The sequence below is a fragment of the Ciceribacter sp. RN22 genome, assembly GCF_024054295.1.
GTDB classification, from domain to species: Bacteria; Pseudomonadota; Alphaproteobacteria; order Rhizobiales; family Rhizobiaceae; genus Allorhizobium; species Allorhizobium lividum.
This window is the reverse complement of sequence record NZ_JAMXLD010000001.1, coordinates 1597767-1615472: the sequence shown is the minus strand read 5'-3', so window position 1 is coordinate 1615472 and position 17706 is coordinate 1597767. Positions and strand designations below refer to the sequence as shown.

The following is a 17706-nucleotide window of genomic DNA, read 5'->3' as shown; positions in this document are numbered from 1 at the left end:
GGTCAGATGAACGAGCTTCTCAAGCTTCCCTTCGAAATCCAGATCGTCCTCGTGGCGGGCTATCTCGGATACAAGCTCACGACAGCCGCACGGAAGGTCGAGCACAAGACAGAAGACTTCCTTCTGCAGGTCTTGGTCTTGGGCACGCTCGGAAGGGCGTTCTCTTACGTGGTGACAAAGCTGGTGGTGAAGCTCGGCTACTCGGCGCCGACGGCCGTGGTAGACACCGACTACAGAAGCGTCCTGATCATCGGCACGCTGGCCGTAGCAGGTGCTATCCTATTCGCTCTTGTCTGGCGACGCTATCTCGACGGAGCCATCAAAAGACTCATGTCGGCGCTGAACGTCTATCATGACGACCACGAGACATCGGCTCTCAGATCTCTGACATCCGCCAACGCACGATGGAGCTTTATTCAGATCCATCTAACCAACGGAACGGTTCTCGAAAGCCTTTTCCACAAAGCCGAAAAATCGGGAATCCCCACGAAGCCGCTTATCATCAACGAGGACGGCATCGCGTTGTATGCCACAGCAGTCCATCCAGTGGAAGGCGATCGCAGGGATTACGATCTGGTGACACCCTCCGGTGAAAATATCGTCACATACGTACCGCGATCAGAAATCAAGCAAATCGACATTGGCTGGAAGAAATAATCAGCGCCTTGGCGGCGGCGGTGTATCGCCAGAGCCAGTTGTCAGCGGTTGAGCGGAACCCTGTTCGTGACCATGCCCGCCGGGCTGGGGCTGAACTTGGGTGGTTCGCGGAGTTGAGCTTCTGCTGCTATTGTCGCTGCCGTTGCCAGACATGAAAGAACACCTTTGTTAAATCGTGCTCGGGCGAGATGTCATTCCCGACGCTCGCAGATTCAAGGTAGGGTTGCAGTTGCCGTATGGCAAGGGGAACCCAGCGAATTCCACACGCATTCGCACGGCCTCAATGTGCTTGCAACGGTCACATCGCAGTTCCGGAATGCGTAGACAATCTCTATTTTGGTGGAAGATGGCAAAGACCTGTTCGCGACTGCCAAGACAAGCCTCTATCACCTCACGCTCGATTAAACCTTCGGCCACCCTTTCAATGCCCAGCATGCTTTGATGTCCGATAGATGGCAAACGAATCCACTTCGATCCTCAGCGATAGGCGCGCATTTCCCCGCTTGCCCTATTCTGCGAGGCAAAAAACCGCAGAAACTCAACCACCACCAGCATTGCGTTTTCGACCGATTTCGCTCGATGCGAACCACCGGACTTTTCATCGAGGGCCGCCTTGCCAGCAGCGCGATCGCTGATCCCCCGGATCGCGAACCCAGGCACTTTCATCTGACGCGTCTTATTGAGAAAGTCTATCGCTTTGAAGAAGCCATAAGTCTCCATGTCGACCGCATGCAGATCGGACGCACCCCAAGTGCACCTTTGACGATACTCGTCCGGCTTGTTCAGCTTGTAGTAATCGAGATGATCATTGTCGTTCTTCCAATGGATGTATTCTGCATATTTGGTGGAATCCACGACCCAGTTGGAGCCGAGGATAGTGCCGCGCACCAATTTCGCATCCGCGAGTAAAACCTGACCGGAACCCTGGGCGCCTTTTCGATGATGCAGGAACTCATCCAGGATGGACGAGAATTCACGGAGAATGATATGTTCTCTGAGGAACCGCAAATATACATTACCGTGGAGGTCGCGAACGTCGACTAGATATTCGCCATCTTCCTTTTGCGGAACAGCCTCGGAGACCTGAATTGTCTTCACTTTTCCATTCTCTGGAAATTCGCCGATCTTGTCGGGTCCATAGAACTTCACTTGATTCGATATCACGACATCTTCCAGCGCAACATCGTCGTGCAAAGAGCCAGATATACCGACGCTGATGAGAATGTCCGGATCGGAGTGCATGAAGCTGCGCCCTACATAGGTCGAGGCGGCCACATTGCCCATGCCATTAATCAGGAAAATCTGGCAATCATGGGCGCCTCCGCCGGCTTCGTCAGAGAGCATGTAACGGAAATTGGTCTGGCCCTCTTTCAGGGATTGTTTGGGAGCCAGGAATTTCCCGTATCGTTCAAGACAATCAAAGGCATTAGAGAGCTCTTCTTCAAGAGCAATGATAATCGCTGCTCGCATTGTTCAGGCTTCCCGGCGCAGAAATGTGTTTTCGTATTTTATTATCTTGATTGAGTAGCTTGCGCAGAGATCATCGAATCTATCTTGCGTGCAAAACACTTCCACGACTTCCCTAGTCAGGTATTTGCTTGAATATGTGAACTCCAAGCAACCGAACCTCAGTTCGAAGAAGTCGAGTTTAACACCCGTCACGTCTCTGAATCTGTCTGCAAACTTTACTGGATAGAATATCTTGAAGGTATCAATATCGACCCTTGTACCTTCTTGCCTTATTGGCTCGAAATCAAAAACCACCCAAAGTAGAAAATTAGGAGCCAGGTCGTCGTCGGAGAATGGCCTTGCAAACCGAAATCGCTGCGGCCGCTTGATGAAGGCGGCAAGCATCAGCTCCGCAAATTTGTCGTACGTGAGGTTCTCATCGTTCACCTCTTTGAAGAACAGCGACCGGGAATTCTTGAAATTTGGACGCTCGGAAGCGGCCGCCCGCTCTTCTGCCAACCGGAAGACTTTCGAGTCAACAATCAAGAACCTCGGCTCCTTCGCCCACACATCCTAAGATGGAATCAAGATAGAACCTCTCGAGTAAATAATCCTACAATCGGCCGCAAAAAGATATAGCCGAAATGGGGATTACTTCTTTCAAACTGCATGATCTACAGAGTGGTTCCTGATCGGAAGCACAAAACGCAGGAGCATTGTCGTGGAAATGAACGAAGCCAGCAGCATGCCGGATGCTTTCCAATGGCTCAGTAACCTTCCATTCGGCCCCATGATCCACCGGGATACGCTGTTGTGCGTCGAAGGGCTAGCTGGCTCCTTGGGCTTTCCGGTCGCGGACATGCAGTCGACGATCGTTGGGAACCTGCTTGGCATGCTGAAGAAAATAACCCACTGTGTTCGCCACGTCGCAATGTCAAGATCCAAACGGCCCGGCGCAGGATGTCCATGGACCTAGTTCAACCCCCGGAGGAAAGCGGGATTGACCGAGTAGGTCGCGTTCCCCCGATCACGGCCGCGCTCCGCCTCCAGCCGCCGGATGTCATACGCCCGGTCATAGATGAAGACCGGTCCAGAGGCTGTCTCCACTCCCAGGAAGCCATACCAGAGCAGCAGGTCGAGCGTCTCCTCGAACCCCAGCCCCAGATGATCGTCTGACAGAAGGGACCGCAGTTCCTCTGCGGACAGCTTTCTGCCCTTTCCAATGAAGTAGTAGAAGATGTCTTCCGGCGTACCGGCTACGTCTCGTAGTTCGTAGCCGAAGTCAGAGACCAGATACAGAGACATCTGCCGGAGTCCCTCCTCGACGTCCTCTTGGGCGACGGAAGCGTGGCCGCGGTTGATGGCAAAGGACAGGATGCGCTCGCACAGGTCGATCAGGAATCTCGGACGCCGCAACGAAGTTTCGATCATCCAATCCAACGCATTCCGCCCATCATCGAGGACAGGGTTGAACGCGTTCCAGACCGCGTCCTCCTGGTCTTTCTCCACGCTGCTAACCACCCTCTGCTTCAACAGGTGGCGAAGCTGCGCGGGATCCGACCAATCGATCTTGATGGGATTGTATTTTCCGCGGTCAGAAGTCTGCTGCACCAGCCGCTCGTAGACGTCGCTGCGGAGAAAGACCAAGTGCTTGAACTCAAGACGGCGCTTGGTCAGGTCGCGCTGGATTCGTCCTAGCGCCTCAATGAGATGCTTCACGATCAACACATCATGTTGTTCGACTTGCCGGGGCGGCCATCCTTTGTCGAGGTCGTCTACGAGGACATGCACCGTCGAGAAGAAGTCCGTGAATGAAAGGACGGCCTCGCGGAGATTCGGAATGAGGTTCTCGTACATCGCATTTGTGAGTTGGCTCCGGAGATCGGCTTCTGTGCTCACACTCTGGGTCGCGCGGATGACCTCCCTGACCGCTGTCTCCAGCCTCGAGGTGAAGTCACCTGAAACAGCCCCCTCGTCGAAACGGAAATCCTCCTCGATCTTCCGGATCCGCTCCTGCAGCGAGAAGTCATTGCGGGCCTTGGGCAGGACGATCTCCCTCATCTTCAGCACAATCTCCGCGTAGAGAGTGTATTGCCAGAACGCCGCGATGGTGTGGTCGTAAACACCCGCGTTCACCACCGTCAGAAGCTTCTCCCGCATTTCGCTCAGGTTGTGGGTAGCCGGCCGCAGATCAACGACACAGGATTCCCGGTCATGCTGCGCGGCGGCTGCTATCTGGAGATAGACTGCGGTCTTCCCTGAACCCTTGCGCCCGGTGACCACCCCGCCCTCGGCGCGCAGCGCCCGGGCGTACTCGGCGGTTCTGATGAAGTAGTAGTTCAACTGCTGCGTCTCGTTCTCGGCAGCGGAGGATCCGAGGTCGATCTTCCCGAGCAAGCCAGGACTGCCGTGAGCGTCGCGCGACGTCGCCTTTTGGTTCCAGATAAGCGTGCTTTCGCAGTATCTCGAAATGTGGTCTTCGGTTTCCCTGCGGAACGTGGAATTCGTGATGAAATCACGATAGTCGAGAGGAGCCGGGCCGTTCTCATACTGGATCGCCATCGCCTCGATGCCGTAGCCACGGCTCAGTCCGAGCATGAACGCCGCACGGAGGTTATGCCGCTCGGCGTCGACGATTTCCTTTCCGATGATGGGCAGGATCACCCCTGCGGACGCCGAGATGTCCGAGATGGCTTGCGCCGCGGTCAGGCGTGGTATCTCCTGGGGATCGAAGGTGCGGGCATTAACGCTGGAGTTATCCACCGCATGGAAGATGTGATTTCTGAAATCAGTCTTCGCCAGCATGTCCAGAATGAACAGCGGCTGCGAGTGATCGCGCTTCCGGACGTAACGGTTGATCCAGCTTACTTCCTGCCAGGATATCAGGTAACCGTGCAGTTCGTCTGCGTTGTGGTAGGTCGTCCACCCGAGCGTGTCGAACAGCCCGATCATCCTGACCCGGTCTGCCGCCTTGTCGATGGCAAGGTTGAGCGTAGGGATAACAGGCTTCTCAAGAGCTATCGCATATCCGATCTCGTAGAGGACGTTGTGGTTCGGATAGGTGATATCCGCGAGGAGGACGTCGGCCTCCTTAATCTGGTCGCGCACAAGATCATCAAGCTTGAAGCCTGCGATGTTCATGTTCTCCCAAGGTTTGATCGCCAGGTTTCCCCGCGAACTCTTTTCAACCGCTCCATGGATCGCATCCTTCACTGTCGCGGATCCTTGAGGATAAGCATAGAAAGCAGAATAGCGCGCCATTTTTGTTTCCATTGAACGACCGGTCGCAGACTACTTCATCGCGATGCTTTAGGCACTATGGATCGCACACGCCAGGCGTGTTTTCCCCAACTCGGTTTTCACGCAGCATCCGGAGCATCGGACATAAGTTCTTCCTACATTCGACACCTGCGTCCATTCCTCGCGGTGATGACCGCCACGACCGCGGCAGTGGTCACGATGCGCGTCATCGACGGTGACACGGTCGAGATCGACGGCATCATCTGTCGCCTCCACGAGATCGACGCTCCGGAAGCCGGCCGGAAATGCAGTCGCGGAAACGACAGGACATGACCCTGCAGGCAGGCCGTGATCGAAGAGCGGAGCCGACCTCTCCAGCAAAGCGAGGGTCATTTGACCCCAAGATCAACCCCCTTGGCCGCCGTCGGCCGACCGAGAACGTTCTTCAACCAGCACTCCTTCTTCTTGGAGACGTATGCGAAGGCACGACAGGCATTGTCGCCGACGCAAGCGACGAAGCATTCCAGATAGTTGGTCTGCGTGATCCGCTTGTAGTCGCCGCCGGGAAGATCCATTCCCGAATAGCTCGTGAAGTCGGAGATGATCACGTCCGCCGCCTTTGAGGCAGAATAGGCAGCGATCGCGTCCGCATTCCGGATCAGCGCGACGACATTGTCTTTCAGAAAGCAGAACCGATGCTTAGAGTTGTAGGTCACCGCCTTGCACTGGCTATCGCTCTCGCAAGCCGCCCGACAGCCCTGAAAAGTCACATCCTTCAGCGTGGCGTAGTCGAAGCCGATGGCATCGTATCCGTGAGCGTCCAGAAGGGTCACCGAAACCGAGGATCGGGGAAGCGAAGTCACTGTCTCCTGTCTCTGCGACGAACCTTCGACGTCGGGTTTCCCGTAGCACAGCACCTGATGGACGGACGGCGTAACCTTGTCCGCGAGATCGGCGGTCGAAAACGTGGGTTGCCCCTCCTGTCGGTCTCCGGACTGGCTCGCGAGGTTCTGTGACTGCATGAAGAGATCGGCCACGGACGCTCGAATGGCGAAGTTGACGTTCTGTGCCGTGATCCCGATCTGATCGGCGGCCTGCTTCGAGAAGGTGGCGCTCGTGATCCCCAGCAGGAAACCGTCGCGATCCACGACGGGGCCACCGGAATTACCGGGCTGGATCGGCGTCGAAATCTGGATGTAGCGGGTATCATTCTTGAGACCAGCGAGCGCGTTGACATTTCCGGTCGTGATCTTCACGGAGTCCGCCAGCAGATCCGCGAGGGGATAGCCGATGGCGACAATGTCCTCTCCCAATCGGATGGGCGCACGCCTGAAGGTGAGAGGAACCATGGGGGTGTCTGCGTTCACCTTGATCAATGCGAGATCGTTCGCCGCATCGATCCTCGGATCGGTCGCAACGCCCCTGCCCTTCACCTCCACGCGGTCGCAACCATCTACGACATGGGCGTTCGTCATGAGCCAGCCGTCCGCGGTAACGGCGAATCCTGTTCCGGAAGATTTCGGTTCCTCGGCGGCAGCATCCATCACCACGGCAACCGCAAGGATTCCGGCCACAACAATCCGCGCAGACATCTTCATCGTCAGCCCCTCAATATAAGGCAACCTAAACTCTCTGGGCGAAGGAATTCAATGAGGTCATTTGCGAAGGTAGCTCTTTGCACCACTGTCGGTGTAGCAGAACCGCCCGCCACGAGGCCCTGTGCAGAATGCCCCTGAACGACACAGGCACTCTTCATCTGCCGCCGGGGCCATCGATTGCGATGCGCTACCCATCAGCCCCATGGCACCGCCCATCGTGGCGGCGCATGATTTCTTGCTGGCACTCACCGAGCCGTCGTTGCAGATGAACGTATCGCCACGGCAACCTGCGATGCCACCCTTCCTCCCGCTGCAGGGAGTATTCGCCGCCTGAAGACTTGCTGCGTGCATAAGAGCAGTGGCGACCACGAGGATGCGCCAAGTACCATGGCAAGCCCGAAAGCGCTCTATCGCTCCGAGGAAGATCATCATGCGGGTGCGGTCGTCGCCCCCAAGGTGAGCATTCCATCACGAACCTGCAGGGTCCCCTGCTCCTTCAGCAGTTCGATCCGGGACACGATCAAATCTCTCAACTGACTGCTGGTGGCGCGGAATCCCAGTCCCCTCGCAATGGCATTGACGGCTTCGTCCTCGGTCGCGCCGAAGCTCGTCTCGATGATCGAGGTGAGCCCCTCGTCGATCTCCATCGGCGGGATCATGTCGCTCCTGCGCAGTCCGGGCGAGGCGACCATGCTGCGGTCGCGCATGCGAACTATGGCGCCTGGCCAGAGGAGGAAATCTCCTGAGCGAAGAATCTCCCCCGAATTCACGGCGACACGAATGGCGTTGCCGACATGCGCATCGATCCGGCTTCCTGCCCGCTGGAGACCCCAGGCAGTCCGGATTCGGGTCACCACCTCGTCCCTATGCACGGGGCCTTCGACCTCGACCGTCTCCTTGATCAACTTGACCAGTGTCCCTGTCGGAGCTTCATGAAGCTCGCCCACGATATTTGGCTTCAGCGAAGCCTCCTCGTAGAGGTTCGAGCCACCTCCATCGGTCGATACCGGCTGGAGACCGATCTCCGTCACAGTGGCGCGTTCGATTGTCACGACTTCCACCGGAACCGCCCGAGAAGATGCATGCGTGTGATCTGCTCCAGACAAAGCATTCATCTTGGCCTGTTCGATGGCGGCAATCAGGCGATCGAGTTCGGCCTTAGGCCTCTGGAACCAATCCGAACTCCATATGCGGTGGATCGTCCAGCCATGATCCTCAAGCACCGCTTGTCTCAGTCGGTCACGTTCACGCGCCGAACGGGAGTCATGGTAGGATGCACCGTCGCATTCGATCCCGATAAGGTAGCGGCCGGGGACCGCATCGTCAGCCACGGCAAGGTCGATGAAGAACCCCGCAATGCCGACCTGCGGATGGACCTGGTATCCCCTCTCCTGGAGGGCCGCCATGACCTGTTCCTCGAACACGCTTTCCATCGCCCGGTCAGAGCGCTGTGACATCGAAAGCCGCCCTGTCCGCGCGTAGTGAAGGAAGAGCTTGAAGGCAAACACCCCCTTCCCCTTGCCGCGTTCGAGATCGATGTCCTCGTCGGTGATGGAAGCGTATACCTCGCAGCGTCGCTTGGCGCGGCTGATCAGGACATTGAGGCGCCGCTCGCCGCCTTCGGCACCCAAGGGCCCGAAGCGCATGCCCAGGTAGCCTTGGGCATTCTTTGCATAAGCCACGGAGATCAGCATCACATCGCGCTCGTCGCCCTGGACGTTTTCGAGGTTCTTCACGAAGAACGGTTCGTGGGGATGAGAGTGGAAGAATTCCTCGGTCTGAGGATTGAGACGGCGCAGTAATTCCAGTTGGTCCTGGATTTCGCGCCGCTGCTTGATCGAGAACGCGGCAACGCCGAGCGAAAGATGCGGCGAATGCAGGGCATGGCGGATGATCGCCTCGGCGACGACCTTGGCCTCCACCTTGTTCACGCCATCCTCGAACACTCCGCCCGGCACATGATGGAAACGCAGCCCCATCCCGGCTTCCTGCGTGTATGGGCTCGGCACGATGAACAGCTTGCTGTCGTAGAATTGCGAATTCGAGACGGCAATCAGCGACTGGTGGCGGCTGCGGTAGTGCCAGCGCAGCATGCGCTCCGGCAGACCGCGGGCCGAGAAGAGGCCGAGGATACTCTCAATGTCGGAGACTTGAGCACCCTCCTGATCATCATCCTCCTCGGTCGCCCCCGACGTCATTTTCGAGAAAAACTTCGTTGGGGGTAGCTGGCGTTCGTCGCCAACGACGACAACCTGCTTCGCACGGGCGACAGCGCCGAGCGCATCGACAGGCTGAATCTGACTCGCTTCGTCCATGACAAGGAGATCGAACTCGAGAACGCCCGGTGGAAGGAACTGCGCGATCGACAGCGGGCTCATCATGAACACTGGCTTCAGGGCCTGGATCGCGGGCGATGCCCGCTGCATGAGCTGTCGGATCGGCATGTGGCCGCGACGGCGCGCCATCTCCGCACGCAGGACACCGACAGGTCCGATACCACTGATCGAGGGAATTTTCCGATGATGCGCCCGCACGACTTCCAGTCGAGACAGGCTCATGCGGCTGCGGTCGAGCGATGCGAACTCACCGACCAGTCTGCCATGCACCTCCCCATCGAAACGGGCGAGTTCAGGATTCTGGGTATGCTGACGACGCAGGATCGCTTCGTAGAACGCCATTTCGAAATGAGGAATGATATCGGACGGGGAAATGCGGCCGTCCTCAAGACGCTCGACAAGGGCACCGACACCCATGTTCGCGGCATCGCCTGCACGGCCATTGTAGGCAGCAAACTTCGAAAGCTGCTCCTCGTTCTCAATCCAACGGATCAGCTTGGCGCCGATCTGGGACAATGGCGCGCCGGCCACATCGCTTGTTCCAAAGAGCATATCCAGATCCGCCTTCAGGAACTGAAGGATTTCCGACATGGTGGTCGCGAAGGCTTCTCCTTGAGCTGCAGCCTGCCGCGCCTTCTCGGCCACCCCCACACGATCGGCGACACGAGTAACAAGAAGCCTGATGTCGCCATTCCGCGATATCCAGTCGCAAATGACGGACAGCTCCTGCCACTCGGACAAGGAATCCTTCCAAAGCCCCCCGAATGCCGCTCGGCCGAGATCCGCCGACGCATCAATGGAGCTTCTGCGAGCCTGGGCGGCCGCAAGCCGCTCGATGGCAGCAATCCGGCCTCCGGCATCATCCGGCAGGGTGCGCACAAGAGGCGAGAATGCGCGGTCAGCGCCCGCGATCTCCTTGATGACTGCGACCGCCTGCGTCAGTACAATCTCATCCGGCCCGATAGCATTGGGAAACAATGCTCCCGTCCCGTCGCCCAGATCGCTCCAGAGCGAAAGCAACAGCCTCCGCGTCTCCTCGAGCAGAGTCCGAACATGCTCGCAGCGCGCGGCTACGGAGGACTTGTCGGTCAGCCTGCTTGCTATCATCCTCGCTTCAGCGCCCACGCCCCGGAGACTCCTCATCCAGAGCACCAGACTCTCAAGTGGCTTCGGATCGGATCGCTCGCCGCGCCAGTCTGCGCCGAATGCCGCGCGTCCGAGGCTGTCGCCGTCATTGATGACAGATCTGGCCTCCTTACCCTTTTGAAGAAGGTCCAGCAACCGCACCGTCTCGGCCGGCGGCGTCTCGGACATGACGGTCTTCAGAAGAGCCTTCGCCTTGCGCCAGTCCCCGCTGAGGAACTTCAGGAACTTGTGCCCATGCATCGCGACGGCGGTCCGGGTTGGGACCAGATCGATATCCCACGCCTGATCGGCAATCTTGCCGGAAATATCCGTCCTCACCTGCCGATAGGTGGCGACCGCCTCGGCGAGATCGCTTGCCTGATCGAGGCCCCGCTCCCATACGGCAGCGACGAAAGCATCAGGGCTTGCATCGGGAGCATCCGCAACGCGCTCGCCGATTGTGACCAATCGGCCAATGGATCCCAGCGTTGCCGATGCATTCACACCCAGCATCGTCTTCAGTGAAGCGGCAGCGTTCAGGAACCTCGGCAGCAGGTTGTCCAATTGCGCGAGTGTCGCAAATCCGGACTGCAGGAATGATCTCGGCAGTCTGCGGAACGATGTCACAAGAGGCTGCGGATCCGTTTCCCACGCCTCGTCAAGCATCTGCGCCCTAACCTGCTCGGAAAGGCGCTGGAACTCCGCACCGCCCCGGATCACGTTGGCGATGTCTTGGAGCGACGTTTTCCAGACAGGATTGGCCAACGCTTCGGCCGACTGACCTGCCGGGCAGCTCGCGACACGCTCTGCGAGCGCGAGGTCGTCCTTGAACCCTGAAATCGATGCCGTCGGCTCACGATGGAGCACATCGGTCACGTCCCCCATGGAAGCAGTCAACTTCGAAAGGTCCGACGACGCATCCGACAACCTCTTCGTCAACCTCTCCAGATCGAGCGGAGTGATACCTGTCACGCCCACACCATGCCAGGCGTGCTGCGAGGGCAGACCGATGTCCTCGATCCGCTGGGCAAGTTCCGAAAGGATGGCGACAATGCGTTCCCGGAACTCGGGAGTCCACGAGATGGAATCCGCAAGCTCGATGTCCGACGGAGGCATTCCCAAGCGCCTCAGGCGCGACAGGTGGCCCATGACCTGATACGGGGACAGTTGGTATGGGCGGTAGACTTGGTGAAGCCGAGCCGGATGGGCGTTCAAGCTGTTCCTCGCTTCCACAAGCCGGCGGTCCAGGGCATCGGCGGGTTCACCCTTCGGCGCTCCCAGTTCCCAGACATGCTGCAGTTCCGCAAGGATCGCCCTTTTGTTGGCCTTGTTCGAATGCAGTTCAAGGCATGCGTCGCCCACACCTGCCTGATCGAGACGGCGCTTCACCACTTCGAGCGCAGCCATCTTCTCGGCAACGAACAACACGGTCTTTCCATCTGCCACGGCGGACGCGATGATGTTGGCGATCGTCTGTGATTTCCCGGTTCCAGGCGGACCCTGGATAACGAGATCCCGCCCTCGCCTGGCTTCATGGATCGCGATGGTTTGGGAACTATCTGCGTCAACGATATGGGTCATCTCGTTTGGAGAGATGTGCTCGTCGATCCGAGCATCGTCAGGCAGCAGATCGTCGGTGCGGGAGAAGCCGTTGGATACGAGCGAGGTGATGAGCGGCCGGTCCGTAAATTTGGCATCCTTGGGCCAGAGGTTCGGATCCAGGTCGCGATACATCAGGAACTTCGCAAACGAGAAGAAGCCGAGGACAATATCATTTGGCTGTACCGACCAATCGGGCTTGATCGACACAGCGGCAGCAACCTGTTCGGCATAGCGCTCGAAGGAGAAGTCATCAGACGCTTCGAAATCCGGCATGCGAATCTTATGAATGCGGTCCAGGAAGGCTTCGAGCGACAGATTGGATGCGAAATCCTCAGACCGCACCCGTAGCTTGAAACGCTCCGCCGCGCTGCCGCGTTCCAACGCGACAGGAACCAGGATGAGTGGCGCATAACGAATGTTCTCGGCGTTGTTGGGGTCAATCCACTTCAGCGTACCAAGCCCCAGGTAAAGGATGTTGACCCCTTGCTCCTCCTCTAAGGTGCGGGCATCGAAATGGAGATCGAGGAGGCGCTTTTGAAGCGCGTTGGGGGTCATCCGTGTCTGGAGCTTGGTGTCACCGTGTCGAACAAGACGTCCGCTATCGTCACGCTCGTCGTCATCCGGAAGAGCAAGTTCGATCAGTTCTTCGGCTGCATCACCATCCTTGGGCTCGCGCCCCTTCGCCCCTGCCAGGAAGGTCATCGCCTTTCCTTCGGTGACAAGTATCCTGAATATTTCGGAAGACTGCTCGTCCACGATGTCAATGGTCTTCGCACTTTTCGAGAAGCGCGGCACGTTCAGAAGCCGGTTTCGGGCCGACAGATCAAGAAGTTCCGTTCGCGCCCGTTCAATCTTAGCTTCGACAGACAAGTTGCTTTGGAAAACGGATTGCTCGGATCCATCCCCGGGGTTCAAAATAGTGTCGTACATTTCCTCAGCCCTCTCCATGACAAGTCATGCATAAAGAAGGCCAACGGGTCCAGTAGCCAAGCCGTCAACTTCTGCGTTTATTCCCGGAATACCGCTTACTAAAGTGCCAGTGCCCTTTGCAGTTACGGGTCAGATCGACAACCACACTCGGCCAGCCGGGGATTAACGGCGCGAAGACCGGGTATCATTGCACTCGTCGCCAACCGAATGATGAGGAATGACAAAATCGACCGCACGACCGTGGTAAACAAAACGCGACGCTCCGGTTCCAGCTCGCTTCGACTCCCGAAAACTACGTCCGCAGCGCGAATGAACTGCCCCCAAAAAAATCGTGAGGGAAGCGGCACACGCTGAGGGATCTGGGCGGTCCGCTCAAACGTCGACGGGCGGTAGATGAAATATCTCTCAGCCCTCTGGCATGGGCGGGGTGTCGCCTTGGCGCTTCAACGACTCGTGGTTGCGTCGCTCACCGACAACGATGCGTTTGCCGCGGCAAGGTTCGAACCCGAGCGCTCAAGGACTTCGGAAAGCGTTGGCTCCATCACCGCATCAATAAGAGTGGCGAGGTCTCTCACCGAGATGACCACGCCCCCTCTTCGGCCGCCGCCGATCGCCCGTGGGGCGCCCTCACGGGCACGCCTGAGAACTGCACTCAGACCATCCCGCACCACCCCGCGAACCGTCAGCGTTCCGCCCGCTGCCTCGACAAGCACGCGACCGAGATTTGACGTTAAATTCCGTTTCGAAACGCTGCGCGTGGTTTTAGTCTGCTTGAGAAGGCATCGATCCATGGCTTTAGCTCCGCTTTCAGGTCGGACTGACGATAGCCGGTCACGACAATGGTCCAACGCGCACGTCTCCGGGGCAGGAAATCCGAGTTGCGTGCAAGCCTTGCGTGGCCTTCTGTACCTACCGATATGGGAACCGGAATCGGACTACCGCCCATTGCACTCCTGACACCGGCTGCTGGTATGGGGTCATATTGGCAGAATGCGGACTGCACCGCCTCCGATTGCAGGCGACGGCATGAATACACTTGCGCAGTCCGGCTTCCTATTCAATATTCCAGATACCTCTACGATCGCGAGAGCGCATTTTCGCAGGAAGTATGGGGAAGGGCTACGGTGCGGGGGCGCATTTGCCATTCTACATTCGCAAATCGGTTTCGGCGGGGCCGTTCCGCTTCAACTTCTCAAAGGGAGGAGTCGGCGTCTCAGTGGGCGTGAAAGGCCTGCGCATCGGCACCGGTCCCCGCGGGCACTATGTCCACGCAGGGCGCGGAGGCCTCTATTATAGGGCCACGCTGGGCCACGCCGGGCGAAGCCCGTCTTCGTCAGGGGCACCCCATCGATCACCGGCGCCTCAAGTGACTTTCGACAACGATGACGTCGCGATGATCGAGATCGAATCCGGCGATGTCATGCACATGCGCGACGAGTCTTTCTCGGAACTTCTCAATGAGATCAACTCGAAGGCCGGCCAGACGCGTATGTCCAATGCACTGGCATGGACGGCGGCGGTAATCGGCCTTCTGGCAGGACTTGCAACCGGCGGCCCTGGCCTACTGCTCTGCATCATTGCACTGCCTGGCTGGGCGATCGGAAATTGGTTCGACTCCTATCGCAGGACGATGGTCCTCTACTACGACCTAGAAGGTGACGCGGAGACAGCGTACACCCGCCTTGCGCAAGGGTTTGATGGCCTCACGGGGTGCGCCGCCAAATGGCACATCGAGGCCGGAGGCGCGATCCAGAGCCTCACCGCTTGGAAGCGTAACGCGGGCGCTTCTCACCTTGTAAAGAGGAAGGCGACCACCCTCGCCTACAGTCTGCCTCCGGTAATCAAGAGCAACGTCACTCCCCCTGCTCTGCATGTGGGGAAGCAGGTCATGTTCTTCATGCCCGACATCGTGCTTGTTCAGCATGGCAGCCGGGTCGGTGCGGTCAACTACGCCGATCTAAATATCCGATGGCAGGACTCCCGGTTCATCGAAACCGAGCGCGTTCCGAGCGATGCCAAGGTCGTGGACCACACTTGGAAGCATCCTAACAAGAACGGTGGCCCCGACCGCCGCTTCAAGGACAACAGGCAGGTCCCGATCTGCCTCTACGAGACGATGCACTTCACCAGCGGCAGCGGCGTGAACGAACTCGTTGAGTTTTCCCGAACTGGCGTGGCAGTCGCTTTCGTTGAAGGGTGCCGAATGCTTGCGGCATTGCCCCGAGAGCGCCTGGCGCTCCAGCCCGCTACGCCCGCAGACGATCCAATCGCGGCCGTTCCCGCTGTCGAGCAGGTAAAACGGCGTGGTAGCCTCAGGGCCGCAATGTTTACGATCCTCGGCATCCTGGTGGGCGTTCCGGTCTTCGGGGTCATATTCGCATCCGGGAGCAGGCAGCCGGCAACCGGACAGCAGCCTCCGTTGATTGCTGAGACAGCCGTCCCCGAATCGGATGAGGCCAAGGCTCCGCTTCCGTCACTGGACGTCATGACCGTATCCTCGCCTCCGGCGGCAGGTACCGCAGCCACTCCGCTCTCGACAACCTCCTCTCCGTCCTCGGTCGCCATAGTCCGGTCCGAAGCGACCGAGAAGAATCCCTCCGATCATTTGGAACTCCGGTACACGCAGACTGCAGTCAACCTTCGCGACGGACCCGGTACCAGGTTTGCCGTCATCACCGTCATCCCCAAGAGCACGCAGGTCGTGGTGATGGCGGTCGAGGGAGGCTGGAGCCGCGTGCGGGTCGATCAAGACAGACTAGGGTGGATGGCAAATTCGACGATCTCGGCAAGTCCGCCCCCTCGGCAGTGAGCCGACTGTCTGCGTTAGAGCTTCGCTCCGAGAACCATAGGATCGGACGGCACCGAAAGGCGCCGTCCCATGTCGTCACTTGTCAGGAAGCCGTCTGATCCCCGGACGATCCGTTGACCAGCCTGAAGACTTCGCGGCCGGGAACGAAATCACGGTCCATGAGAAGTCCGGCGAGTGTCTTCACATCTTTCATGCGGGCCTGAATAATCTCCTCAGCTCGTTCAAGCTGCTTCGCGAGAAGCCGTTCGACCTGCCGCCGGAGCACAGGATTCTGCCTTCGAAGCTCGTCGAGGTCCTTTGACGTCGATACATCGCAGTAAAGGAGCGACCCGAGGCCCAGGCTGGCAAGCATGAGAGTGGCAAGGTCCGAAGCCCGCTGAAGGTCTGACCCATCGACACCGCCTGAGCCCTCGAGAACATCCCCGAGAACGACCTTTTCGGCAGCCATACCTCCGAGCATCATCGCGATCTCGTCGAGATAGGATTGACGGCTTCGGCGACGTGTTGTCTGCCTCCGCCATTGAACGTACCCAATCCTACCATGGCGATGACCCATCTCTTTCGCGACGACAATCATTTCGATCTCGGCTACAGCGAGTTCGAGACCGACCAGGGCATGTCCGGCCTCATGCGCGCATGCTGCCCAACGCTCGTCGATTCCGAGAACAGCGACGGGCGGTACAAGCGCCAGTAGATCCTGCACGCTGAGCTCCCTACCCTGTCTGCGTGCGATCCGGCGAGCATCCTTCGCGACCTGCGCGATGGTGGCTCCGGTATAGCCACTTGTTGCTCGGGCTACCTCCTGCAGGTCTTCCGGCGGAAGCACTTTTTCGAGATGCATGGAGAGCATCTGTGCCCGTGCCGCATGGTCGGGCAGACCAATGGCGATGTGACGATCAAGCCGACCGGGCCTTAACAGTGCTGCGTCGATGTTGTTCGGAAAATTGGACGCGGCGATGACGACGACTCCTTCGCGTCCACCGGATCCATCGAGAAGTTCCAGCAGTGCATTCACGACCTGCATACTGTAGTTGGCGTTGTCGCCTCTGAATGTCCGGCGATCGCCAATGCTGTCGATTTCGTCCAGAAACAGCACTGCAGGAGCATTGTCGGCAGCTTCGCGGAAACTCTTGTGCATGGCGCCAAGCATGTCGCCCAAGTGGCCCTTGGACTGCCATCGCGCACTCGACGTGCCGAAAAAACTCGCCCTGCACGAGCGCGCCACGGCCGACGCGAACAATGTCTTTCCTGTCCCTGGAGGACCGCTGATGAGAAGTCCGGCGTCAACGTCGCGCCAGGCGAGCTTGCCTGCCCTCCACTCGTCGAGATCTACGGCCAAGTTCAACGCCCATTCGCGGGCCTCCCCGTAACCTTCGAGCTCCTCCACGCGCGGTTCCCATGCAGGAACCTGTGGAACCTTCGACGCGTCCGTAAGCCTCGTCAGGACGATTTCGATCGGCCGCCCTTTCCGCAATGCCTGGAACAGCAGATTCGGAGGATATTCGCAGAGCTGCTTTGCAACATCATTGGCGATATCGATCTGCCATGCACTCTTCGTAGCGGACATGAGATGGATCGGCTTGACGGATCCCACGTCGAGAATGCGGTCCAGAGCGATTGCGACCTCGGGCGGCAGCTTGGCTCCCTTCTCGATCAGTACGACGACAGCCAAATTCTGGGCCAGGACCTTTCTGGCATCCTCGGAGTATGTCTCACCTTTTCGCCCCAGTTCGATGGTCGTTACGGTGTAGTGGATCAACTCATGTGACTGCCGCAAAACTGCCTTGGCCGCCTGCCGGTAGGTTTCCACGTCCGCGTCTGGTGGCAGCATCAGGCCAATGGCTCGGTCAATCCGCTGTGCCCGCAGGTAGAATCCGCACCGTCTCAGGGCATTCCTGATGGCCACGGCATAGGTTGTCACTTCGAGCGAGGCTTCCCGCTCTACAGTTTTCTTCTGCAT

9 protein-coding genes and 1 pseudogene are annotated in these 17706 nt (G+C 58.4%); 4 read left to right on the top strand and 6 right to left on the bottom strand.

Translation table 11 applies throughout. The features are described 5' to 3' along the window. Nucleotides 1-6 precede the first annotated feature (6 nt). Complete coding sequence (locus NHF53_RS08035) at nt 7-657, top strand: hypothetical protein (protein WP_252833759.1); 651 nt, start codon at nt 7-9, stop codon at nt 655-657. Nucleotides 658-1134: 477 nt separating this feature from the next. Here NHF53_RS08035 and NHF53_RS08030 read toward each other — a convergent pair whose 3' ends face one another. The 3 genes from NHF53_RS08030 to NHF53_RS08020 form a co-directional block, all read right to left on the bottom strand. Beyond that, nucleotides 1135-2127, bottom strand: coding sequence for a hypothetical protein (locus NHF53_RS08030; RefSeq protein ID WP_252833758.1), 993 nt, complete (start codon nt 2125-2127; stop codon nt 1135-1137). A 3-nt stretch (nt 2128-2130) separates the two neighbouring features. Beyond that, on the bottom strand, nt 2131-2652 hold the full coding sequence (locus NHF53_RS08025; protein ID WP_252833757.1) for a hypothetical protein: 522 nt from the start codon (nt 2650-2652) through the stop codon (nt 2131-2133). A gap of 426 nt (nt 2653-3078) precedes the next feature. Then, nucleotides 3079-5367, bottom strand: a complete 2289-nt coding sequence (locus NHF53_RS08020) for a P-loop ATPase, Sll1717 family (protein WP_252833756.1) — start codon at nt 5365-5367, stop codon at nt 3079-3081. Nucleotides 5368-5535: 168 nt separating this feature from the next. Between NHF53_RS08020 and NHF53_RS08015 the strand changes: the two genes are divergently transcribed. Further along, nucleotides 5536-5679, top strand: coding sequence for a hypothetical protein (locus NHF53_RS08015; RefSeq protein WP_252833755.1), 144 nt, complete (start codon nt 5536-5538; stop codon nt 5677-5679). 56 nt (nt 5680-5735) lie between these two features. On the opposite strand, the gene NHF53_RS08010 is transcribed toward NHF53_RS08015, so the two are convergent. Together NHF53_RS08010 and NHF53_RS08005 are read right to left on the bottom strand one after the other, a co-directional pair. After that, a complete protein-coding gene (locus tag NHF53_RS08010; protein WP_374591166.1) occupies nt 5736-6890 on the bottom strand; it encodes a trypsin-like peptidase domain-containing protein in 1155 nt (384 codons plus the stop codon). A 482-nt stretch (nt 6891-7372) separates the two neighbouring features. After that, nucleotides 7373-12937, bottom strand: a complete 5565-nt coding sequence (locus NHF53_RS08005; RefSeq protein WP_252833753.1) for a DUF3320 domain-containing protein — start codon at nt 12935-12937, stop codon at nt 7373-7375. Nucleotides 12938-14045: 1108 nt separating this feature from the next. On the opposite strand from NHF53_RS08005, the pseudogene NHF53_RS24275 reads away from it, so the two are divergent. Together NHF53_RS24275 and NHF53_RS08000 are read left to right on the top strand one after the other, a co-directional pair. After that, nucleotides 14046-14222 (top strand): annotated as a pseudogene (locus tag NHF53_RS24275) (DUF4236 domain-containing protein); the annotation flags it as partial. A gap of 108 nt (nt 14223-14330) precedes the next feature. Beyond that, nucleotides 14331-15746, top strand: a complete 1416-nt coding sequence (locus NHF53_RS08000; protein ID WP_252833752.1) for an SH3 domain-containing protein — start codon at nt 14331-14333, stop codon at nt 15744-15746. Between the two features lie 82 nt (nt 15747-15828). On the opposite strand, the gene NHF53_RS07995 is transcribed toward NHF53_RS08000, so the two are convergent. Further along, on the bottom strand, nt 15829-17706 hold the full coding sequence (locus NHF53_RS07995; RefSeq protein WP_252833751.1) for an AAA family ATPase: 1878 nt from the start codon (nt 17704-17706) through the stop codon (nt 15829-15831).

What these genes read in the sequence shown, in the direction of transcription:
- NHF53_RS08005 (WP_252833753.1), bottom strand. Translation starts at nt 12,937, where the DNA reads ATGTACGACACTATTTTGAACCCCGGGGATGGATCCGAGCAATCCGTT.
- NHF53_RS08030 (WP_252833758.1), bottom strand. Translation starts at nt 2,127, where the DNA reads ATGCGAGCAGCGATTATCATTGCTCTTGAAGAAGAGCTCTCTAATGCC.
- NHF53_RS08015 (WP_252833755.1), top strand. Translation starts at nt 5,536, where the DNA reads ATGACCGCCACGACCGCGGCAGTGGTCACGATGCGCGTCATCGACGGT.
- NHF53_RS08035 (WP_252833759.1), top strand. Translation starts at nt 7, where the DNA reads ATGAACGAGCTTCTCAAGCTTCCCTTCGAAATCCAGATCGTCCTCGTG.
- NHF53_RS08000 (WP_252833752.1), top strand. Translation starts at nt 14,331, where the DNA reads ATGATCGAGATCGAATCCGGCGATGTCATGCACATGCGCGACGAGTCT.
- NHF53_RS08010 (WP_374591166.1), bottom strand. Translation starts at nt 6,890, where the DNA reads ATGGATGCTGCCGCCGAGGAACCGAAATCTTCCGGAACAGGATTCGCC.
- NHF53_RS07995 (WP_252833751.1), bottom strand. Translation starts at nt 17,706, where the DNA reads ATGCAGAAGAAAACTGTAGAGCGGGAAGCCTCGCTCGAAGTGACAACC.
- NHF53_RS08020 (WP_252833756.1), bottom strand. Translation starts at nt 5,367, where the DNA reads ATGGCGCGCTATTCTGCTTTCTATGCTTATCCTCAAGGATCCGCGACA.